Source organism: Brevibacillus sp. HB1.2 (genome assembly GCF_013332495.1).
GTDB lineage: Bacteria > Bacillota > Bacilli > Brevibacillales > Brevibacillaceae > Brevibacillus > Brevibacillus porteri.
Window position 1 is genome coordinate 741,564 of the sequence record NZ_JABMIU010000001.1, and the last position, 22,866, is coordinate 764,429.

General features: G+C 46.5%; 21 protein-coding genes. All 21 read right to left on the minus strand.

Translation table 11 applies throughout. The annotated features are described in order from the left end of the window. Positions 1-146: 146 nt before the first annotated feature. The 21 genes from HPY28_RS03355 to HPY28_RS03455 all read right to left on the minus strand — a co-directional run bounded on the left by HPY28_RS03355 (position 147) and on the right by HPY28_RS03455 (position 22,859). Complete coding sequence (locus HPY28_RS03355; protein WP_026043036.1) at positions 147-1,106, minus strand: ABC transporter ATP-binding protein; 960 nt, start codon at positions 1,104-1,106, stop codon at positions 147-149. Positions 1,107-1,126: 20 nt separating this feature from the next. Continuing rightward, entirely contained in the window at positions 1,127-2,116 is a 990-nt protein-coding gene (locus HPY28_RS03360) for an ABC transporter ATP-binding protein (RefSeq protein WP_026043035.1), read from the minus strand. A gap of 14 nt (positions 2,117-2,130) precedes the next feature. Next, the gene (locus HPY28_RS03365; protein WP_017248051.1) at positions 2,131-3,048 is read right to left on the minus strand and encodes an ABC transporter permease; all 918 of its coding nucleotides are present in this window, start codon (positions 3,046-3,048) and stop codon (positions 2,131-2,133) included. 6 nt (positions 3,049-3,054) lie between these two features. Then, positions 3,055-3,987, minus strand: coding sequence for an ABC transporter permease (locus HPY28_RS03370; protein WP_017248050.1), 933 nt, complete (start codon positions 3,985-3,987; stop codon positions 3,055-3,057). A gap of 248 nt (positions 3,988-4,235) precedes the next feature. Beyond that, positions 4,236-5,894 carry a peptide ABC transporter substrate-binding protein gene (locus tag HPY28_RS03375; protein WP_017248049.1) on the minus strand — a complete coding sequence of 553 codons (1,659 nt, stop codon included), beginning with the start codon at positions 5,892-5,894 and terminating at the stop codon, positions 4,236-4,238. Positions 5,895-6,009: 115 nt separating this feature from the next. After that, the gene (locus tag HPY28_RS03380; protein ID WP_012686077.1) at positions 6,010-6,480 is read right to left on the minus strand and encodes an Lrp/AsnC family transcriptional regulator; all 471 of its coding nucleotides are present in this window, start codon (positions 6,478-6,480) and stop codon (positions 6,010-6,012) included. Between the two features lie 330 nt (positions 6,481-6,810). Then, on the minus strand, positions 6,811-8,118 hold the full coding sequence (locus tag HPY28_RS03385) for a pyrimidine-nucleoside phosphorylase (protein WP_174230072.1): 1,308 nt from the start codon (positions 8,116-8,118) through the stop codon (positions 6,811-6,813). A gap of 24 nt (positions 8,119-8,142) precedes the next feature. Beyond that, positions 8,143-8,952 (minus strand): purine-nucleoside phosphorylase, encoded by an 810-nt coding sequence (locus tag HPY28_RS03390; protein ID WP_007720725.1) that lies wholly within the window; start codon positions 8,950-8,952, stop codon positions 8,143-8,145. A gap of 60 nt (positions 8,953-9,012) precedes the next feature. Continuing rightward, complete coding sequence (gene deoB / locus HPY28_RS03395; protein ID WP_017248047.1) at positions 9,013-10,185, minus strand: phosphopentomutase; 1,173 nt, start codon at positions 10,183-10,185, stop codon at positions 9,013-9,015. A 119-nt stretch (positions 10,186-10,304) separates the two neighbouring features. After that, on the minus strand, positions 10,305-11,192 hold the full coding sequence (gene xerD / locus HPY28_RS03400) for a site-specific tyrosine recombinase XerD (protein ID WP_017248046.1): 888 nt from the start codon (positions 11,190-11,192) through the stop codon (positions 10,305-10,307). Between the two features lie 94 nt (positions 11,193-11,286). After that, a complete protein-coding gene (locus tag HPY28_RS03405; RefSeq protein ID WP_007720735.1) occupies positions 11,287-11,526 on the minus strand; it encodes a YqzK family protein in 240 nt (79 codons plus the stop codon). 156 nt (positions 11,527-11,682) lie between these two features. After that, positions 11,683-12,147, minus strand: a complete 465-nt coding sequence (gene fur / locus HPY28_RS03410; RefSeq protein WP_007720739.1) for a ferric iron uptake transcriptional regulator — start codon at positions 12,145-12,147, stop codon at positions 11,683-11,685. 94 nt (positions 12,148-12,241) lie between these two features. Beyond that, positions 12,242-12,868 (minus strand): stage II sporulation protein M, encoded by a 627-nt coding sequence (gene spoIIM, locus HPY28_RS03415; protein ID WP_016739960.1) that lies wholly within the window; start codon positions 12,866-12,868, stop codon positions 12,242-12,244. A gap of 67 nt (positions 12,869-12,935) precedes the next feature. Then, complete coding sequence (locus tag HPY28_RS03420; RefSeq protein WP_174230173.1) at positions 12,936-14,108, minus strand: endonuclease Q family protein; 1,173 nt, start codon at positions 14,106-14,108, stop codon at positions 12,936-12,938. A gap of 4 nt (positions 14,109-14,112) precedes the next feature. Continuing rightward, positions 14,113-14,670, minus strand: a complete 558-nt coding sequence (locus HPY28_RS03425; protein WP_020477519.1) for an NUDIX domain-containing protein — start codon at positions 14,668-14,670, stop codon at positions 14,113-14,115. Positions 14,671-14,830: 160 nt separating this feature from the next. Next, on the minus strand, positions 14,831-16,030 hold the full coding sequence (locus HPY28_RS03430; protein WP_174230073.1) for a DUF3866 family protein: 1,200 nt from the start codon (positions 16,028-16,030) through the stop codon (positions 14,831-14,833). Positions 16,031-16,173: 143 nt separating this feature from the next. Beyond that, positions 16,174-17,295, minus strand: a complete 1,122-nt coding sequence (locus HPY28_RS03435; RefSeq protein WP_017248041.1) for a M20/M25/M40 family metallo-hydrolase — start codon at positions 17,293-17,295, stop codon at positions 16,174-16,176. A 91-nt stretch (positions 17,296-17,386) separates the two neighbouring features. Continuing rightward, positions 17,387-17,803: a methylmalonyl-CoA epimerase gene (mce, locus tag HPY28_RS03440; RefSeq protein WP_069844648.1), complete on the minus strand. Its 417-nt coding sequence runs from the start codon at positions 17,801-17,803 to the stop codon at positions 17,387-17,389. 328 nt (positions 17,804-18,131) lie between these two features. Then, positions 18,132-20,276 carry a copper amine oxidase N-terminal domain-containing protein gene (locus HPY28_RS03445; RefSeq protein ID WP_017248039.1) on the minus strand — a complete coding sequence of 715 codons (2,145 nt, stop codon included), beginning with the start codon at positions 20,274-20,276 and terminating at the stop codon, positions 18,132-18,134. 241 nt (positions 20,277-20,517) lie between these two features. Then, positions 20,518-21,855 carry a dihydrolipoamide acetyltransferase family protein gene (locus tag HPY28_RS03450; protein ID WP_017248038.1) on the minus strand — a complete coding sequence of 446 codons (1,338 nt, stop codon included), beginning with the start codon at positions 21,853-21,855 and terminating at the stop codon, positions 20,518-20,520. Positions 21,856-21,875: 20 nt separating this feature from the next. Beyond that, on the minus strand, positions 21,876-22,859 hold the full coding sequence (locus tag HPY28_RS03455) for an alpha-ketoacid dehydrogenase subunit beta (RefSeq protein ID WP_174230074.1): 984 nt from the start codon (positions 22,857-22,859) through the stop codon (positions 21,876-21,878). Positions 22,860-22,866 lie beyond the last annotated feature (7 nt).

Consider the following 22,866-nt stretch of genomic DNA (forward strand, 5'->3'; position numbering starts at 1 on the left):
CCAGTGCAAGAACTCCGAAAAAATACCCCTGAAAAAACTGCCTCTGGGTACAATACCCATTTTTTTCAGAGGTAAAACCTCCCTTATGAAGGGAAACGAGTTCCGGGCTGCACGAGTAGCCTCGGAACTCGTTATTTGTAGTTGATTTAGTTATACAAATGACAAGCTGCGAAATGTCCTGGCTCTACTTCTTTCCATACAGGTGCGGATGCAGCGCATTCCGGCATTGCTTTCGGGCAACGAGTACGGAAATGGCAACCACTTGGTGGATTCATTGGGCTAGGTACATCGCCTTGCAATACAATGCGCTCGCGGTTACGCTCAACTTCTGGGTCTGGAATCGGAATCGCAGACAACAGCGCTTGCGTATACGGGTGGAGCGGCTTTTCATACAAAGCATCGCTTTCTGCCAGTTCAACCATTTTACCCAGGTACATAACCGCTACACGGTCGGAAATGTATTTTACCATGGACAAGTCATGGGCAATGAACATGTAGGTCAAGCCCATTTTTTCTTGCAGCTGTTCGAGCAAATTTACAACCTGTGCTTGTACGGATACGTCCAAAGCAGAGATTGGCTCGTCACAAACGATGAATTTTGGCTCTACTGCCAATGCACGGGCAATTCCGATACGTTGGCGCTGTCCGCCTGAAAACTCGTGTGGGAAGCGGTTCATATGCTCAGGATTCAAGCTCACCAAGGAAAGGAGCTCCTGGATGCGTTCTTTGCGCTTTTGACCAGTCGCCAGGCCATGAATATCCAGCGCCTCGCCAATGATATCCCCAACTGTCATACGCGGATTCAAGGATGCGTAAGGGTCTTGGAAAATCATTTGCATGTTGCGGCGCATCGCCTTCATTTCCTGCTGGTTCAAATTCATGATGCTCTTACCTTCAAACAGGACGTCCCCTTCAGTCGCATCATACAGTCTCAAGATGGTACGACCGGCAGTGGACTTTCCACAGCCTGACTCTCCTACTACGCCCAATGTTTCTCCACGTTTGATCTCAAACGAGATATCATTCACAGCTTTCAGAGTATTATCGCCAATAGAAAAGAACTTTTTTAGATTACGTACTTCAATTAAATTTTCACGTTTATCCACTGATATCCCTCCTTCTACGTTCATGCACGGTTCTGAGCAAGCGGATGCTGAAGCCAACAAGCTGCTCGCTGAGTCGTGCTGACGTCGTTCAGCTCAGGATCGATCTCTTGGCACACACGCATCGCTGATTCGCAACGCGCAGTGAATCCACAGCCAACTGGCGGACGCAGAAGGTCTGGCGGCGTACCAAAAATCGGTGTCAGTGGCTCGTCACGGTTCAAGTCAAGACGTGGTACCGAGCGAAGCAAGCCTTTGGTGTAAGGATGTTGCGGATTGTAGAAAATATCGTCAACTGTTCCTGTCTCGATCACTTTTCCTGCGTACATAACGATGACGCGTTCACACATCTCAGCAACAACACCAAGGTCATGCGTGATCAAGATAATGGAAGTGCCTGTTTTCTTTTGCAATTCTTTCATCAGGTCCAAAATTTGCGCCTGAATCGTTACGTCCAAAGCTGTCGTCGGTTCATCCGCGATCAACAGCTTCGGCGAACAGGCGAGAGCGATCGCGATCATCGCACGTTGACGCATACCGCCAGAGAACTCGTGTGGATATTGCTCCACACGTTTCTCAGGTTGCGGAATACCAACCATGGTCAACAGCTCAATGGCACGATCACGTGCTGCAGCTTTCGACATGTTTTGGTGCTTGATCAAGCCCTCGGTAATTTGGCTACCGATGGTCATGGTTGGGTTCAAGGAAGTCATTGGATCTTGGAAGATCATCCCGATATCTTTACCGCGGATCGATTCCATTTCTTTTTTCGACTTCTTGACGATATCCTCGCCATTGAAGAGAATTTGCCCTTGTTTAATTTCACCTGGAGGCATCGGAATCAGCTTCATGAGGGTTTGAGCGGTTACGGATTTACCGCAACCGGACTCCCCTACAATCGCTACAGCCTCTCCGCGGTTGACGTGAAAATTCACACCGCGGACTGCTTTTACTTCACCTGCATACGTATGGAAGGATACATGCAGGTCTTTTACATCAAGAATGCGTTCCATTACGACGATCCCTCCTATTTACGCAGGCGTGGGTCTACTGCATCGCGCAGACCGTCACCGAACAAGTTAAATGCCAAGATGGTCATGGAAATAAAGATTGCCGGGAATGTCAAACGCCATGGATAGTACTTCATGGCCGGCAAGCCCTCATTGGACATCGTTCCCCACGATGCAATTGGTGCCGAAACCCCTAACCCGATAAAGGACAAGAAAGATTCTGCGAAAATCGCGGAAGGTACAGTCAAGCTCAATGTAACGATAATTGGACCCAAAGCATTAGGAATCAAGTGTTTGAAGATCAGACGGTTGGCGTCAGCTCCAAGGGAGCGTGCTGCCAGTACAAACTCTTGGTTTTTCAATTGAAGGATCTGACCACGCACAATCCGGGCCATACCGATCCATCCCGTTATCGTCAAGGCAAGAATAATCGTTCCAACACCAGGCTCTAATACAACCATCAACAAAATAACAACCAGCAGGTAAGGAATTGCAAACAAGATATCTGCGAAACGCATCATCAATTCATCTACTCTTCCACCATAGAAACCTGCGAGACCACCCCAGATCACACCAATGATCAAGTCAATGAACGCTGCGGCAAGACCTACTTGCAGAGAGATACGTGCACCGTACCAAATACGCTCAAATACGTCACGACCTAGGTCATCTGTGCCAAACCAGTGTTCAGCAGACGGCTTTTTGTTCTTGCCAGCCAGATCCGTCGTAAAATAATCTTGTGGAGTTAGCCATGGGACCACAATGGCACATACGATCAACGCAGCAATGAAGATCATAGAAATCATTGCGACTTTATTCATTCTCAAACGACGCCAAACGTCAGACCAGAAAGAGAGACTTGGGCGCTTGATTGCTTCCGCTTGACGAAGGTCAACGGAAATTGGCTCGAAATGTTCTTTAGTCAAGTTTTGCACGTGTCATTACTCCTTTCCTGCGTCCGAAAGTTTGATCCGTGGGTCTACCAAGGTGTATGCGATGTCAACAATCAGAATCATCACAACAAGGATCATGGAGTAGAACACGGTCGTACCCATGATTACCGTATAGTCGCGGTTTGTAATGGACAAAACGAATTCGCGACCAAGACCAGGAACACCGAAAATACGTTCAATAACGAATGCACCTGTCAAAATACCGGCAATCAGTGGACCCAGGTAAGTAACAACTGGCAAGAGCGCATTACGGATTGCGTGTTTTACTGTAATGGTAAAAGTGTGCAGCCCTTTTGCTTTTGCTGTTTTGATGTAATCTTGACCCATAACTTCAATCATATTGGAACGCGTCAAACGCGCGATAAATGCCATCGGTGATGCGGCGAGTGCCAATGATGGAAGGATGGTGTATTCGAATCCTTCCCATTTCGCGATTGGAAACCAGCCCAAATTAATAGCGAAAATGTATTGGTAAAAGGACGCCAAAATAAAGCTTGGTACCGATAATCCCAAAACGGCGATGACCATCGCGGAATAGTCTTGCCATTTATTATGGTTTAGCGCTGCGATAACCCCTAGCGTAATCCCACCAAAGATAGCGAGCAATAAAGCTTGTGCACCCAAGTGAGCAGAAACTGGGAAACCACGATTAATCATGTCATTAACAGTTGAAGATTTCTCCGTAAACGATGGACCGAGCTCCCACGTTACTACACCCTTCAAATATTCAAAGTATTGTTCGTGCAACGGCAGGTTCAGCTTGTACTTTGCCTCTAGTGCTGCCTTAATTTCCGGCGGGACCTGCTTCTCGGATGTAAATGGACCACCTGGTACTGCTTTCATGATGAAGAAGGTGGCCGTTACAATTAAGAAGAGCGAGATGAGCATAAAAATGATGCGCTTACCGAGATAACGGATCAACTAACTTACCCCCTTGTAGATTTTTGATTGCTTTCACGTCCCATGTTTACACTGCGGAACGCTGCCGACACAGTGTAAAAATCGGCTGTGTAAATAACCCTTAGATCTCTTGCAGTAAAGCTTCTCTCTCTATTTTCTCTTTGCTGGCAATCATGCCAGCTGGTATTTATGGGAAGGGCTTGCATAGCAGAGGGTATATGAGCAACCATATAACCTCTGCTGCAAATCCCGTTTCCTTCGTTATGAAATTACTCGATGTATGCGCCTTTCCAATCCACGTCACCCAGGCCAGTTTGGTGAACGCCTTTCACTTCTGGCTTCTGTACCCAAGATTGCGTGTAGAAGTAAATTGGCATGATTGGCATTTCATCCATCAGGATTTGTTCTGCATCTGCCAAAATTTTCTTACGTTTCTCGAGGTCTGATTCCTGAGCGGATTGGTTCAACAACTCTTTATATTTTGCATTTTCCCAACGCGTATCGTTGTTTCCACCCATTTTATCTTTGTAAAGCTCCAGGAAGTTGATTGGGTCATTGAAGTCACCCAGCCAGCCCATCCGTCCAATCTGGAAATTACCCTCATGCATATCTTCCAGGTAAACTTTCCATTCTTTGTTCTCGAGTTTCACATCTACACCGAGATTTTTCTTCCATTGGTCTTGGATGGCCTCAGCAATCTTCTTGTGAGCCTCAGATGTGTTGTAGGACAACGTAATCGCTGGCAACTTGCTCATGCCAACCTCTTTCAGTCCCTCTTCCAAAAGCTTTTTCGCGTTTTCTAAATCTTTGTCTTTGAAGTAGCCGTTTGGATTCAGCACCATGGATGGAGGTACAGCGCCTGTTGCCGGGATTTGACCCGTTTGGAGAATGTTGTCGATCAAGGCTCGGCGATCGATCGAGTAGGCAAATGCTTTTCTCACTTTAATGTTATTAAATGGCGGCTTTTCGGTATTGAACTTGTACCAGTACGTACCAGCGATTGGATTTGTTTGAATCTTGCCTTGATCTTTCAATGCTGGAATCGCATCTGTTGGCAAAGCACTCATTGGTGCGCCAGCCCAGTCGATTTCGCCATTTTCGAACATGGAGAGCTCTGTATTTTCGTCTTCTACCATGGAGAATTCGATTTTTTCGAGCTTTACATTGTCTTTATCCCAGTAATTTTCGTTCTTCACGAGCACCATCTTGCTCTTGTGCTCCCAAGATTCGATTTTGAAAGGTCCGTTACCGACGTGCGAACTTGCTTCGCCTGCCCACTTCGGATTTGCATCAATTACTTTTTTGTTAACTGGGAAGTAGGTACGGAATGCGAGCAATTCCAGGAAGTATGGAGTTGGATTCTCCAGCTTAACTTCCAGCGTCTTATCGTCAAGTGCCTTCACACCTACTTCATCAAGCTTTGCTTCGCCCTTATTTGCTTTTTCACCATTTTTCACGTAGTACAGCTGATATGCGTAGTTGGAAGCTGTTTTTGGATCGAGAGCACGCTTCCAAGCATATTCAAAGTCATGTGCAGTTACAGGATCACCATTGCTCCATTTCGCTTCTCTGATTTTAAATGTGTAAGTGAGCTTATCATCAGAGACTTTGTAGCTCTCAGCGGCAGCTTCATGTGGCTTATCGTCGGTACCAATGCGGGTCAAGCCGTCAAAGGTTGCCAAGATAATCGCGCCTGAAGTCGTGTCCTCTGCGAGTCCTGGATCAGTTGTAGGTGGCTCGGAGTGCAGGTTCATCTTTAGAACTTGTGGCTTCTTCTCAGCAGCTGGTGTTGCAGGCTGTGAAGGTGCTGGCGTTGCAGGTGTTCCTCCTGCCGGTGGAGCGGCAGCTGGTTGACCTCCTCCGCACCCTGCCAGGGCGGTTCCTAATACAGCAATCGAGCTCACAAGTGCAAACATATTCTTTTTCAACGCAATAACCCCCAGTACGTTTTTCTTTTTTGTCTTTTTTCTGAAAATAAAGGACGAAAAAAAAACGAAAACTACGCGAAGCTGCTTGACTTCGGCTGGAAGGCATCAACCCCTTTCATTGCAGGGTCACCTCGTCGTCTTGAACGAAAGAGAAGGTGTCTTTGTACTGCTTCAGTTCCAGTGAAACGTCCGCAGCTGCAATTCCTTCAATTTGAGAGAGTCGTTCATTGACAAAGGTGATCAGCTCATCATTACTATGGAAACACGCTTGGATAATCAAGTCGTGCTTACCGCTATAAGCGCCTACAAAGCGTACTGCAGAAAATTTGCTCAATTTTTCTGCCACTTCTTTCTGCAAACCTAGCTTTGTGGTTAACCCGATGATAGCCTGCACATGTAATCCTAATTTCTCTGGATCGGGTTGTATTACGAATTGGAAGACTCCGTCTTGCAAAAGACGAGTGATGCGCGATCGAATCGTTCCTTCGCTCACGCCTAGTTGATGGGCGATTTCTGTATATGGGATACGCCCATCTTCATGGAGGATTTGCAGAATCTGTCTATCGACATGGTCCAGCTTTTTCATAAATACGATTTTCTGGGAACCTCCATCATTTTTTTACGAATTTCGCAATAATCTTTTACAAACAGTCTAATACAATAAAAGTAATCGGAAATGATAGCGGTGTCAACGAAATTTGACAAGTAGAATTATAAAACTTTATAAAGTCAATCCGAACAGTAAAATATATTTTATATAATAAAAAACGACTTATATCTTACTATTGAATATGAAAAACTAGATTTAATCAACAATATTTTTTCGAGAAACTGTATTTTTACTCATAAAACAAGGCGTGCTCATGTGCTGTGCACGCCTTGTTTTATTTGATTGATCAACTAATATTCAGACTTTCTATGCTTCGATAATTTTATAAATCAACGGTTGTTCTCCGTCGATTGCTGTCGAAATTTGGAAGGCACCTTCCATTTCTTTCAACGCATTTTGCAGAAGATGCTCTTCGTTGGCATGGATGGTGACCAAAACTTCGCCTGCCTTCACCTGATCCCCGCGTTTTTTGTGCAGAACAAGACCTACTGCCAAGTCAATCGGCATTTCTTTTGTTAATCTGCCAGCACCCAAGACAACAGAAGCATGACCGATCGCTTCTGCATCAATCGCGCTCACAAAGCCGTCCTGTTCGGCTGTAACGGTATGAATGATCTTTGCTTGCGACAGACGAGACAAATCATAGACGTCCTGTTTATTGCCGCCTTGAGCCTCTACCATTTCCGCCAGTTTATCTACTGCTTTTCCGGAAGCCATCAGGTCTTCGAGCTTTTTACGTCCTTCTTCCACATCAGTAACAAGCCCACCCATAACAAGCATGCGGGAACCAATAGCCAATACCAGCTCGTTCAAATCGCGCGGACCTTTACCTGCTAGTGTCTCCACCGCTTCTTTCACTTCCAGTGCATTGCCCACAGCAAAGCCAAGCGGCTGGTTCATATCGCTGATGACCGCCACCGTTTTACGTCCTACTTGGCTACCGATTGCAACCATCGCATTTGCTAATGTTTCTGCCTCTTCAATGCTTTTCATGAAAGCGCCCTTCCCTACTTTTACGTCAAGCAGGATGGCATCTGCCCCAGCGGCAATCTTCTTGGACATAATGGAGCTTGCAATCAACGGCACAGCTTCTACAGTAGCTGTCACGTCACGCAGCGCATACAGCTTCTTATCTGCAGGTGTCAGGTTGCCAGACTGCCCGATTACGGACACGCCAATATCACGCACCTGCTGCAAAAATTGCTCGCGTGTGCGTTCTACTTCGAAACCTACGAAGGACTCCAGCTTGTCAATGGTGCCTCCTGAGTAACCAAGACCTCTTCCAGACATTTTTGCCACAGGAATACCTGCTGCCGCAACCAATGGTGCAACAACAAGAGTAGTCTTGTCGCCTACCCCACCTGTACTGTGCTTGTCTACCTTAATTCCTTGCAGAGAAGACAGGTCAAGCTGTTCGCCTGACCCTGCCATTGCCAAGGTTAGATCTCCTGTCTCTCTCGCTGTCATGCCACGGAAAAAGACTGCCATTGCCCATGCGGACATTTGGTAGTCAGGAATACTTCCATCTGTATAGCCTGTCACCAGAAATTGAATCTCTTCTGTTGTCAGTTCTCCGCCATCACGTTTTTTGGCGATCATATCGACCATACGCATTGTTAATCCCTCCGAATCCGTTACTTACATTTTGGCTACGATACCGTTCACCAGAGCCAGGAATTGCGATTTTACCTTTTCTGTTGTTTCCATTACTTCATCATGGGACAGAGGTTGTTCCAAAATACCTGCTGCCATGTTGCTAATGCACGAAATACCGAGCACCTTCACACCCATGTGTCGTGCCACGATTACTTCTGGTACAGTTGACATCCCTACAGCATCTCCACCCAACAGGCGAAGCATACGGATTTCTGCAGGAGTTTCATAGGTAGGACCTAGCAGACCTGCGTATACACCTTCACGGAGCTGGATTCCCTGCTCGGAAGCAACTTCATGAGCCAGTTTGCGGAGCTGTTTGGAATAAGCTTCAGACATATCTGGGAAACGTGCTCCCAATTGTTCATCGTTTGCACCGATCAATGGATTGCGGAACGTCATGTTGATGTGATCGGAAATCAGCATGAGGTCGCCTGCATTGTAGCCTTCGTTGATTCCGCCAGCAGCATTGGTTACAATAATGGTTTCTACGCCGAGCAGCTTCATGACACGGATTGGGAAAACAACGGCATCCAGACCATGTCCCTCATAAAAGTGAAAACGACCTTGCATCGCAACGACTTGCTTGCCTTGCAGTTTGCCAATCACGAGTTGTCCTTTGTGGCCCACAACGGTGGACACAGTGAAGCCTGGAATTTCATGATAAGGAATGATCACCGGATTTTCGATTTCATCTGCCAAAACACCCAGCCCTGATCCGAGTACGAGACCAATGGTTGGTTTTTCTGTTAGTTTCGGTTCGATATATGCTACTGCATCATGGAAATTTGCCAATTCAACTCTCTCCTTTTTTGTGTTTCTTCTATTATATAAATGTTTATTTTTGCTTAACCTTTATAAATGATTGAGGAAGCTTTTCCCAATCACTGGAGCAGTTACTCCAAAATTGTCTGCGATGGTCGCACCCAAGTCCGCAAATGTCTCACGGATGCCCAAATGTGCCCCAGCTTGAATACCCTTATGATAGACAAGCAACGGAACGTATTCTCTCGTATGGTCGCTGCCATGATGTACAGGATCGTTTCCATGGTCTGCCGTGATTACCAGTAAATCATTTTCTTGTAGCGCTTCCAAAAGTTCTGGAATACGAGCATCGAACTCCATCAACGCTTGACCATACCCTTCTGGATCGCGGCGATGACCAAACTTCGCATCGAAGTCCACAAGGTTTACAAAAGAAAGACCTGTAAACGATTGTTTCATCGTGCCCAGAATTTGATCTACACCGTCCATGTTATCTTTGGTACGGATAGATTGGGTAACACCCTCTTCTGCGTAGATGTCGCCGATTTTGCCAATTGCAATAGAAGCAAGGCCAGCATCTTGCAAACGATTCATGACTGTCGGAGCAAATGGCTTCACGGAATAATCGTGGCGATTTGACGTACGGCTAAAATTGCCTGGCTGCCCAACAAATGGACGCGCAATAACACGAGTAACGGCGAATTCATCACGCAGCGTCAACTCACGAGCTACCTCGCAAATATGGTACAGCTCTTCAAGCGGAACAACCTCTTCGTGCGCTGCTACCTGGAATACACTGTCCGCAGACGTATAGACAATCACCGCACCCGTTTTCATATGCTCTTCGCCAAGCTCGTCGAGAATGTCTGTCCCTGAAGCAACTTTGTTCCCGAGCACTTTGCGACCAATGCGTTGTTCAAATTCCGAGATCAGCTCTTGTGGAAATCCATCTGGATACGTGTTAAACGGAGTAGATACATGCAGACCCATGATCTCCCAATGACCAGTCGTCGTATCTTTCCCCATGGAGATTTCTTGCATTTTTCCATAATGGGCCATAGAGGTTGCTACTGGTGCAACGTTCTGGAGTGGTGCAATATTTCCCAAACCTAATTTTTGCAAGTTGGGCAATGAAAATCCTGCAACTCGTTCCGCAATATGACCTAAGGTGTTCGCTCCTGCATCATTGAACTTAGGCGCATCAGGTTGTTCGCCAATCCCTACGCTGTCCATGACGATCAAAAAAACTCGTGAATACTGCATCTTAACGCCTCCTGTTTACCAGTCATTCGAATTCTAAGATCAAGTCGTCAGACGTCTGACCTGATTCAGAAAATTTTTCTCCGCCCGACAATCAGGCGGAGTCGATCGGTTTTTCATACTCATGCTCGCGGATGCGTCTTGGCATAGATGTCCTTAATCCGCGTTCTGGTCACATGTGTGTAAATCTGGGTGGTTGAAATATCAGCATGCCCAAGCATCTCTTGAACAGAGCGCAAATCCGCTCCATTTTCCAGTAAGTGAGTGGCAAAAGAGTGGCGAAGTGTATGGGGTGTAATCTCTGCACGGATGTTAGATTTTTGGGCATATCGTTTAATAATTTTCCAAAAACCTTGCCGTGTAATTTGTTTGCCCAAGTGATTCAGAAATAATGCAGTATCGCCAGTTCCTTTTACCAGCTTGGGGCGCCCTGCCTGTAAATAGTGGCGAACCACTTGAATGGCAACCGAGCCTAACGGAATGATTCGCTCTTTTGATCCTTTTCCCATGCACTTGACAAAGCCCATATCCAGATTCACATCAGCACTATCCAGATTGACTAACTCCGAGACACGAATGCCTGTCGCATATAAAAGCTCAAGCATCGCCTTGTCCCGCAGCCCGGCAGGATGATTGACAGGAGGACTTTCCAAAAGACGTTCCACTTCCTCAACAGAGAGCACTTTCGGCAAGCGTTTCTCGATCTTCGGTGTTTCCAGATGAATGGATGGATCTTTATCTATGTACTTATCCCGAATGAGAAACTGATAAAACGCTCGTATCGATGCCATATTGCGAGAAAGCGTTGCTGTAGCACGTCCTTTTTCCCGTAAAACAAGTAAGTAACCAATGATGTGCGTCCGAGTAGAATCCTCTATTCGAGCAACACCTTGCTCCTGTAAGTACGAGGTAAAGGCCACCATATCCCGTTGATAGGATTCCAGGGTATTTCTCGATAACCCTTTCTCCACAGTCAGGAAATGAATAAACTGATCAATCAGACTGTCCATGAAGCTGTCCCCTTCAGCTGATAAGTATCTTGTATTGCTTTCCACAAAGAAGAAGAAACTCCTGCTTCTCCAAATAAAAAAACTCATACTTGCATTACTCTCCCGTTAAAAAAAAGAGCTGTAGTCGTGCGACATAACCGTCAAAATCCTGTGCCTGAGAGGTATTGATGACTTTTACTACCTTCACTGCATTCCCATGTGGTTCATGATAAGGGTTTGCCGGGAGAAATTTGTCCGCCAGCAAGGTAATGATGCCGTAGGAGAGCAAGGTGCAGGTAATGAAAAGAAGCAAGAAGCGAAGACCCTCCATCAAGCGGCGATAAGAGACCTTCATCCGTGAGCCTCCTTACAGACTTTCTTTCATTTATATGCACTTGTCCCCTGCTCCATTCGAATCGATCCTCTCTTAGGATTCCACAGGAATAGGTCTGCCATTACAAAAGCTCCCAATGAAAAAAGAAAAACTTCTCCGTTCCCAGAGAAGTCGACTTTATTTGAAGTCCTCCACGTTCACTTTATCTACGCAACGATTGCAGATCCCGTAGAAGGTCAATCGGTGGTCGGTAATATAAAAGTTGTAAACATTCTTGACTTTCTCTTCTGCTGTGACAAGCAGATCTTCAAAAATTTCATCCACCGTACCACAATTGAGGCAAATGAGGTGATGATGGTGATAGGCAGCATTATCATCACGAAGATCGTAACGAGCTACGCCATCGCCAAAATTCATTTTATGGAGGATCTTCAGTTCGCTCAACAGCTCTAATGTCCTGTATACGGTAGCAAGCCCGATTTCCGGCGCTTTATCCTTCACCAACAAGTAAACATCTTCCGCGCTCAAGTGATCTTCTTCATTCTCCAACAACACGCGAACAGTGGCTTCACGCTGTGGTGTCAGCTTGTAGTTTTGTGAATGCAACTGCTGCTTAATTTTCTCTAATTTTTCTTCCAACATTAATGCCCCTCCCCGCTCGCATGAAACCTGTTCCTATTATAGTAGAGGGGCATCGAATAAGTCAAATGCATAAGTTCTTACCTGAGAATTATTCTTAATTAAGTACGAGCTGCATCAACCGAGGGGAAATGAAGGTTTCAAACAAGGCTGCAATCGTCAATACCGCCAGCATGCTAAGTACAAGAACCGTATAGCCCATGAAATGCGGCATGATGACATCCCTTTTGCTTAGCACTCTCGTTCGTATGAGTCGAAGAGAAAACGAAATTCCGCTGACGCCTACAATAAAAAGGGCAGGGACGACTAATAAATTTTGTGGGAGAACACCTACCATGGCAAATGTTACGCCTTGCCATTGGAGTTGACTCACCAAAAAACCGACGGTGAAACCAACCACGACTCCTTTTAAGAAGAGCATCAACAAAATCATAGGCAACCCAATAATGGATAGTCCTAGCACCCACATGATCGCTATGGTTTTGGCATAATGACCAAACGCCTGCTGAAAATGGGCACTGGTCTCAGGGATTCCATCACTGCCAAGACTGTTGAAAAAATATTGTAGAAAACCGTACAGCTCCTGCTTCTGTGACAATGGCAGTGAATTGACGAGGACGGCTCCGAAAATAATGCCCATCGTAAACAGGACGATCGTGAACCAGTAGAGTGACTGATGTTCTCTCGCATAGGATTGGATAGTTTGTCCGACTCGTGAACGCACGCTTCGTCGCCTCCCGCTTGGCTGATTACTGTACAGCTTATGCGGACGAGTTCTCCCCTATGACAACCTACATCGGGACGATCTTTCCGTAGGTACCGGCGCCGCCTTTTTGAACAGAGAGCTTTCCCTCTCGTGCTTGTACGATAAGCGATGCGATTTTCTCTCCGACAACAGGGGTGAGCTCTTCTTCGTTCACACGATGCAATACGTTCATCTGTGTACCAAACGCCCGATACAGCTTGTCCAACAATTTCGGACCGATTCCCGGAATGAATTCCAACGGGATTTGCTCGATATAAGGAGGACGGAACGCCGGATGCTGGCCGACCTCTACATCCGCCAGCTGATCAATGCGCGCTGCAACCCCTCGCACAATTCGTTGGAAGCCGCATTCCGGACATTTGCCTGAGGCATCCGCCGCTAGTAAAGACTGGCACCCTTGGCACGCCGTCTGATGATACTTCCCAAGCTCGGGATGTAGACCGTAGTTCATATGAACCCCTCTGCCACCGATGCGCTTAATTGCTTTCACCCACTCTGCGAAGGAACGCTCTTGCATATATATCGCTTGATATTCCCGGCCTATCTTCGCCAGAGAATGGGCATCTGAGTTTGTGAGAAAGGTTTTGTCATGAAGCTCGGATATGCGGTCTGCCATGCTGGTATTCGCACTCAATCCCAGCTCAACCGCATGGATAAGCGACGAATCAAGCACTTCGGCCATCGAATCCGTACAGCTCCCATACAACCCTTTATGCGGCGTAAAAATATGTGCCGGGATCAAGAGGCCCTGCAATTGATCGACACAGGCTTGTAGTTCCCTCAGTGATGTGTAGATACGCTGAGAACTTAAATGCACATTTTTGCAGCGTTCAGACAGCCACGCGGTAAATTGCTTCATTTCTTGCAGTTTCGGCAGATAAACGAGAAAATGAGCTGCACCACGCCCTGGCTCCTTGATTTCTACTTCGCACCCCAAGAGTAGCAGTGAATCTTTGTAGGAAATTCCTCCATCCACCTGTTCAGTGGCTAATCCCATTTCCAACAGATCTACCAGCTCATCCTGAACCTCCGGCGAATGTGCATCGATAATCCCGATGACATCCATCCCTTTTTTATCTGAGGCTTCCTCCAAAATTTTCGTGAGTGTCATTTGGCGAGAAGCCGTTATTTTCACAGGTTTACCGGTCCACGTACCACCGATGTGAATATGCATGTCGCAAAAATACGAAGAAAGCATAGTACTAACCACGTTCGCGTAGCATTTTGTTTTCCCACGCAAACAATGCCACAACTGTCTTGGCATCGCGAATTTCTCCACTTTGATGCAGAGCATGCGCTTCTTCCAATGTTACTTCCAGCACATCGACGAACTCATCCTCGTCCGGCTTGCTTTCTCCTTTTTTCAAACCAGTGGCCACAAAAACATGTAAAATTTCATCCGCGAAGCCTGGAGATGTGTAAAAAGAGCTGAGCGGTGTGTACTGACTCGCAACGTAGCCGGTCTCTTCCTCCAGCTCGCGCATTGCACACGCAAGCGGCTCTTCCCCTGGCTCCAGCTTTCCTGCTGGGATTTCCACGATCGTACGCTCCAATGGCTTGCGGAACTGTCGAACTACAACCATTTTGTTATCATCTGTTATCGGCATTACAGCTACCGCGCCTTGATGATTCACGATTTCTCGCTTGGCTGTGTTGCCATTGGGCAGAAGGACCTCATCTACCTTGACCTTAATAATTCTTCCGTCATAAATCGGTTGACTGGAAATGGTTTTTTCATATAAGTGATCATATTTACTCACTGTCGTCATCATCCTTTTTTCATGAAGTCGTTCTAAATCGTCGATTCCCTCCATAAGTTGGGAGCATAGAGCTTGTCCATCTTATTGTATCGGAGGAGATTATGAATGAAAACATATGTTAGCGAAAACCAATTGCGTATGGTTGGGAAAGCTTGGGAGATCAAGGCTGCACTTCGTTCCTGGTCAAATAAAGACCTAACGCTTCAAGCGTACTTAATGAAGCGGGCAAATGCGGGGCGTCGTTAACGGTTTGGACGATGTAGCCCAAACTGTTTTCTACATAATCGGCAGCCATCCATGCCGTCTGAAAAGGGGCAGGGTCCTCTTGCCAATTTCGTCCCATCGTAGAAAAGGACAAGCCATACCCCTTTTCCAGCGCTGCTAGTTCTGATTGGTCTGGGACTTTTCCTTTTATGAAAATATGCTTCCCCGCAACTTCTAGCGTTTTCAATTGCCGTGAAAGGACTTCATCTCTTTCATCTCCGAAAATCGGAATTGTAACCAGGGCAGGACAAAGAGCAAATCGGTTTAATATCGATACAGTATGATGACTGACACCGTAATGCCTGGTACGTGGGTCACCAAAGCTGATTCGTGGAATAAAAAAGGGCGTTCCACCGAGAGTGGATACGGCATGAATGACCTCAGCTAACTGAATTCCCGAGAAGCCATAAGGTGTACCTGTACCTGCTACCCCAGGTCCCAACATACAAACAATAATATCGGCATGCTCTACATGGCGCGCTGCCAACAAGCCACTATGAATCGTCAACGACTCGCGATCTCCACCCCACGCATGACCTGTCGTTACCGTCGCAGCCAAGCTCCCGACTGCTTTTAATTGCTGGACGTGCTGACTCAAGGCAATCGGCAAGGATGCACCGTCTGGCATGACATATACGATACGGACATTTGGATTTTTTTTATGCAAAGCAAGGACAGCAACAGGTAGAAGACTGTGCAGCTCTCCGACCAAAACAGGGGTACCTTCCAAGGATAGGTCATCTTGCACAAACAAAGGGTGGTACGGGCTAGTCTGTTCTTCTACCGAATCAACCGCGAGCTGCCATGGCGAATAGCGCATTTTCATGACATGCCCCCACTCATTCGGAAGAACATCGGTTTCCTCCAGTTGGGTAACCTTCCCTACGACAAAGTGATACCCGCCTGTCCCCAATTCAAGGCGAACAGCAGTTGTATTGATCAAGAGTAAATCGCCACTGCTATAATCCTCCTGCAAAAAAGACAGCACTCTCTCCATTTTGTATCCAGCAACCGATTCTATCCGGACTTCGAGTATCTGCATCCCTGTTTGTTTTTCTAGAACTTTTTGGACCGTCCCCACTGCCAAACGGAGCACTCAGCTTCCCCCTTTCATTCCTGCCTCGTCCCCACTTTCTATTCAGTCTATGATGAACAGTGCTTGTCTCAATCATGCAAACGAGTAAGAGAACGTACAAAAAGGCCGGAACCCCTCGCAAGGAGATTCCGACCTTCTTTTGATTACTCTTGTACTTCTGCAATTACAGCAAGCACCAGCTCAGCCGCTTTGTTCAGTTCAGCGATTGGCATGCGCTCGCTTTTTGTATGGATTTCTTCATAGCCGATGGCAAAGTTTACGCTTGGCACGTTGTAGCCGTTAAATACGTTACCGTCGCTTCCGCCGCCGCTTGCAACCAGCTCAGGATTGCGGTCTACACGCTTAACCGCTGCAATCGCTTTTTGTACAACAGGCGTTTCTTCGTTGAATTTGTAGCCGTGATACATAAAAATAACGTCATTTTCGCAAGTCGCACCCATTTCGGCTGCCACTTCTTCAAATGCTGTCGTCATTTTCTTCACTTGAGCTTCCAGCTTGTCCATGACCAAGCTGCGAGCCTCTGACCAAATTTCCACATAATCCGTTACGATATTGTACGCTTTACCGCCTTCAAAACGACCGATGTTTGCAGTTGTGTCCGCATCGATACGGCCTAGTGGCATACGGGAAATGGCTTTACTTGCAACCGATATAGCACTGATGCCATCCTCTGGATTCACACCTGCATGCGCTGCTTTGCCGTGAATTTTGGTTACGATGCGATATTGTCCAGCACCAGCTACTGTAATTTTTCCAACTGGACCTTCCGAATCGAGGATGAAGCCCATTTCTGCTTTCAGCAGGCTGGAATCCATTGCACGGGAGCCTACAAGTCCTGACTCTTCTCCCACAGTCAATACGACTTGGATCGTTGGATGTGGCAAGTTTTGCTCTTTCATGCTGCGAATACCTTCAAAGATCGCCGCGATTCCTGCTTTGTCATCCGCACCGAGGATCGTCGTTCCATCGGAATAAATATAGCCATCGCGAATTTGTGGCTTGATTCCGTTTCCTGGTACAACCGTATCCATATGACTGCTAAACAGGATAGTCGGACCGTTTCCAGTTCCTTCTAAGGTTGCGATCAGATTGTTGGCACCATGTCCGGTTTTCGCTGCTGCGTCATCCTCTTCTACGGTAAAGCCCATCTCAATCAGTTTTTCTTTGAGCACCTTATTGATCTCTGCTTCGTTCTTCGTTTCACTGTCAATTTGGACGAGCTCTAAAAATTCATTTAACAAACGCTCTTGGTTGATCGTACTCACACTCGTTACCTCCTGATCGTACTGCCCGATTTTGGTACATATTCACAAGTTCCAGTATACCGCAAAAAAATTTTTTCTACTACGTAAACGCCTATGATTCTTTCGGATATTGGCATAACTCATACAAAACGCCATTCGCTGCCTTTGGATGCAAAAATCCAATCAAAGCATCGTGTGCACCCGCTTTGGGGACCTCGTGAATGAGAGGTACACCTTGCTCTTTTAATGTGGCTAGACGACCCGCAACATCATCCACATCAAAAGCAATGTGGTGAATGCCTTCTCCGCGTTTTTCCATAAATTTTGCTATTGGACTCTCATCACTTAACGGTTCTAGTAATTCAATATGACTTTCCCCGATCTTTAAAAATGCCACTTGTACTTGTTCGCTCTCAACGATTTCGGTTCCAACCAACTCCAATCCCAATTGCTCGGTATAAAAGGGAAGCGTCTTTTCCAAGCTTTTTACCGCAATGCCAATATGGGCAATTTTTTTCGGTGCGCTCACGAATCATCATCCTTTTGTAAGTGGTTGTCTCATTGGCTACATTTCGGTACAATTTCAGCATGGGCGAAAAAAAGAAAGCCAATGATATCCTTTTCTTCATTCTAGCACAGCCACTTACAGAATCACCTGATAATTTCCTCTACCTTGAAAGGAGGTTTGATTAGAATGAGACACCAGTCGCTCTTTGCAAAAATCCTGATCGGCATTCTAATACTCTCACTCATCGTTCCCACGTTTTTTTACTTTCAATAAAGGATTGATAAAACGATTAAAAACCCCTTTCCGACTGAAAAGCGGAAAGGGGTTTTTCGTTTGTCCCAGCTCGTTATTATTTTTGAACGAATATGCTGGAAGTTTTCGCATCCCAGCCGACTTTATAACCAAGATTATCCGTAACGGTACGGATTGGGATCATTGGCATGCCGTTTTTGAGAACAACAGGTGTTGGCAATTGGATATCCGTTTTGCCTACTTTTGCTGTTTTCGACCCAACTGTAAACTTCACGACTTTGGTTCCACTGATAACAGCAACACTTGTATTGTTCCATTGCGTAGTCAGTGCCAATCCTTCTTTAAAGAATTGGGCTGGAACCATGGTCGTATTACCATCTGCAAGGTAAGGAGCTACAGAGAGAGGATACGTTTTGCCATTCAGGCTGAAGTTTGCTGTATTTACTTTAAAGGAAGCCGCGTTCGCTGGAATAGCTGTTGATGGCTGTTGTGGTGTTGGCGTTCCAGGCTTTGGTTGAGCCGGAGAAGGCATCCCTACACCAACAGCACGCGCAAACAGCAAGCCTCTTTCTTCGGAAGTAAATACGCTAATGCTATATGTGTTTTTCACAGCAGGGTTTACGATGTTCGCCGCTGGATTGATCACGATAGTAGCATTTGTTGCCGCAGGAATATCCTGAGACGGATAAATCAGAACGTTTTGTCCACGAACCGCAACAAAATTCGCACCTGCACCATTCACAGAGATGTTAGCTGGCGCGATGTAAGCCGGTACCTTGTAGCCTACCGGGAATACGATCTCGATGAAATCGCGCTGTTTTTGCAGACCAACACCCAATCCTTTGATTGCCACGTTCACACCCGTCTGCTTGCCAAGTGCATTTTGTGTCAATGCGATAGTTGCGGTGCTGTTGTTAGTAGTTGTATTTGGTACAGGTATTGGAGTTGTCGGGTTGGTTGGCGTCGGGTTCACCGAAGAGCCACCGATGCTGAAGGATTTGGATTCCAAAGTTCTTCCGGAAACAGTAGCCTTCAACGTATAGCTACCCGCTGCTTTTGGATTCGAAATCCACGCTCCGTAAGTAACTTCAACCTTCACTTTGCTATTGGTACCGAAGTTGGTTGGCGCTACCAACGCGATTCTATTTCCAACTGCAGTTGCTTTTTTCGCTGGTTTCCCATTGAGCAAAAAGTCTGATGCAGTCAAAATACCCGGTACCATGTCAGATGATGGGAATTCAAGAACTAGTTCCCCATCTGCTTTCAATTCTTTGCTACCGAAATCAGCATCAAAGGTGTAGCTGGTACGAGCACCTGCGCCCGGATCGGACAGGTTCACAGTAAAGCTGTCGGAAGCGTTGCTAGGAGTGGAGGAACCGTTCTTAGTAATTTCAACATCCTCTGATTCGTATGTAGTTCCATCATATTTCACTTTGAAAACGTGCTTGCCTCCGGAATTAGGGTTCTCGATTCCAGCATCCTTGTCAAATTCCACGGTGATGTAATCATCTGCGTCTGCACCACTCGGAATTTTGACATCAACGGTACTGCCACTAACACTGACAGATTTCGCTGTATAGCCGTTTACTTTTACATCCTCTTCATCAATGCTTGATGGCAGCATGTTTTTATCTGGGAAAGTGACAGTAATCGTGGAGTTTGACTCCAGCTCATCACTTCCTTTGAGAGAAATTTTGCCAAGCTTGAGGCTAACTTTTTCTCCTGCTGCTTTGCTGCTCAACGATACTGCGTAATCTTTGCTGGACTTGCTACTGCTGCTCGAGCTGCTTTTTTTGATATCTACATCATCCGATTCCGAATCCTCGTCACCCGCTTCTACACTTACGCTGTATGAACCTTTGTCATCGGGATTCGTGATACCGCTCGTAATTTTAATCTTAATTTTATCGCCTTCATCTAGATCTTCATCAGTCTTGATTGTAATTTCGCCTTTAGAAACACTTACTTTCTTCACATCGAAGCTAGCATCAATATCGTCTGTATCAATATCATCGTCGATATCAAAATCAGAATCGAAATCAATAGTAATGGATTCTCCACTTTCCAGATCTTCTTCTAGCTTGAATTCAATTGTGTAATCACTTTCTTTACCTGCACCATCGTTGTCAGCCGTTACCGACAATTTTTCAATAGCATGTGCTTGCTGCGGTACTGCCACAAATGGTGTAGCGGCCAGCGCTGATGCCAGCACTATTGGTAGTGCTTTTTTACTTTTCTCCATGTTTTTCCTCCCATAATTACCCTTAATCTGGAAATTCTCTCTAGCGGGACGCTACCAGTCTACCACAAATGCTATCTGGTGGGAATCTCTTCTAGATCATTTATGAGACTTACTGGCTCCAATTGGTAAGACGAAAATGTCTCGGAAAAAGTTACATACGTAATGATCGATTTGGAAAAATTTTTTTGTCATTCTTTTATCAAAAAAACCAGGTCGTTACTTGACCTGGTTTTTCGACACCCTAGTATAGCTTGGTATCCGGACCTACATTTTCAAGCTTTTGTTTCACACTCTGAAGGAATCGTCCGCAAATCAGACCATCCAGCACGCGATGATCCAAGGACATGCACAGATTGACCATCGAACGCACTGCAATCATGTCGTTAATGACGACAGGGCGTTTCACAATGGATTCGACACTAAGTATCGCAGCTTGCGGAGCATTGATAATCGGCTGGGACAAGACAGAGCCAAAAGAGCCTGTGTTGTTAACCGTAAAGGTCCCGCCTGTCATGTCATCCATTGTCAATTTCCCTGCACGGGTGCGTGCTGCCAGATCATCGACTGCCTTAGCAATGCCAAGAATTGATTTTTGATCAGCATGCTTGATGACAGGAACATAGAGAGCATCTTCCGTGGCTACTGCGATGGAGATGTTGATGTCCTTTTTCACGATGATTTTGTCGTGTGCCCATGTGGAATTGATCATCGGGTACTCTTTCAACGCTTCTACAACCGCTTTGATAAAGAACGGAAGGAATGTGAGGTTGAGCCCTTCTTTTTTCGCAAATTCACCTTTTGCCTGATTGCGGAAGTTAACGAGATTGGTCACGTCTACTTCGACCATCGTCCAAGCATGTGGAGCTTCGTGCTTGCTCTGTACCATCCGGTTTGCAATCGTACGACGAATCGACGTTACGGGTACAACTTGATCACCGCTTGCAACCGGAATTTCTACGGAAACAGCAGGAGTCGAAGCGGGTGCTGACGGCACAGGTGTTGAAACGACAGTAGATTGTTCGACTGCTGCCACGGGAGCCTGCGCGACTGTTTCTTTCACTGTCTCAGCTGGCTTTTGGCCGCCCGCGTCGATAATCGCTTGGACATCTTTGCGCGTAATACGGCCGCCTGCTCCAGTCCCTACAACGCGGGACAAATCAATGCCATGTTGCTGTGAAAGCATGACTACAGCAGGTGAATAACGTTGTTTTGGTCCATCAATGACTGGTGCTTGCTGAATCGATACCGCCGGCGTAGCTGCCTTTGGCTGCTCGGTTGCAGGCGCTTGTGGAGCCGTAGTTTCCGGTGTGCTAGCAGGCGCTACAGTTCCACCTTCTGCTCCACTTTCTTCTATATATAGGATCAATGTGCCGACAGCGACTGTCTCACCTTCTGGCACGACGATCTCAGTAACGCGTCCTGAAACGGTAGAAGGAACCTCTGCGTTTACTTTATCCGTCGTCACTTCAGCCAGCGAGTCGTATTTCTTCACCGTGTCGCCTACATTGACCAACCATTTGCTGATGGTGCCCTCGGTCACGCTCTCTCCGAGCTGGGGCATAAGTACTTTCGTTGCCATGATCCTTGGTCCTCCTCGCCTTAAAAGTTGGCCAGCTCGCGCATTGCTTCCAATACTTTTTCCGGGTTCAGCATAAAGTATTTTTCCATCGGCGGGCTGTATGGCATAGCTGGCACATCTGGACCACAAAGACGTTTGATCGGTGCATCCAAATCGAACAGGCAATGCTCCGCTACAATGGCAGCTACCTCACCGCCAACGCCGCCTTCTTTGTTGTCCTCGTGTACGATCAATACTTTACCTGTCTTCGAAGCCGCTTCTACAATCGCTTCTTTGTCCAACGGATACAGTGTGCGCAAATCTAGCACATGCGCGCTGATGCCTTCTTGTGCAAGCTTTTCCGCAGCTTGTAGACAGAAGTGCAGAGTCAAGCCGTAGGAGATGACCGTGATATCTGTTCCCTCTCGCTTCACGTCCGCTTTGCCAATCGGCAACACATAGTCGTCCTCAGGCACTTCGCCCTTGATCAAACGATAGCAGCGCTTGTGCTCGAAAAAGAGCACCGGATCTTCATCGCGAATGGCTGCTTTTAGGAGACCTTTTGCATCATAAGGTGTCGAAGGTGCCACTACTTTCAAACCAGGGGTGTTCGTGAACATCGCTTCCACAGATTGCGAGTGGTACAGTGCACCATGAACCCCGCCGCCGAATGGGGCACGAATCGTGATTGGGCAATACCAGTCGTTGTTCGAACGATAGCGCATTTTCGCAGCCTCACTGACAATTTGGTTCACAGCTGGCATGATGAAGTCAGCAAACTGGATCTCCGCGATTGGACGCATACCGTAAGCTGCCGCACCAATCCCTACACCGACAATAGCGGATTCAGCCAGTGGCGTATCAATCACACGCTCCTCACCAAACTCATCAATCAACCCGTTTGTCGCACGGAAAACCCCACCGCGTACGCCAACGTCTTCTCCGAGGATAAACACATTGGAATCGCGACGCATTTCTTCACGCATCGCCATTGTAATTGCATCAATAAAAGAAATGACTGCCATAAAAGAT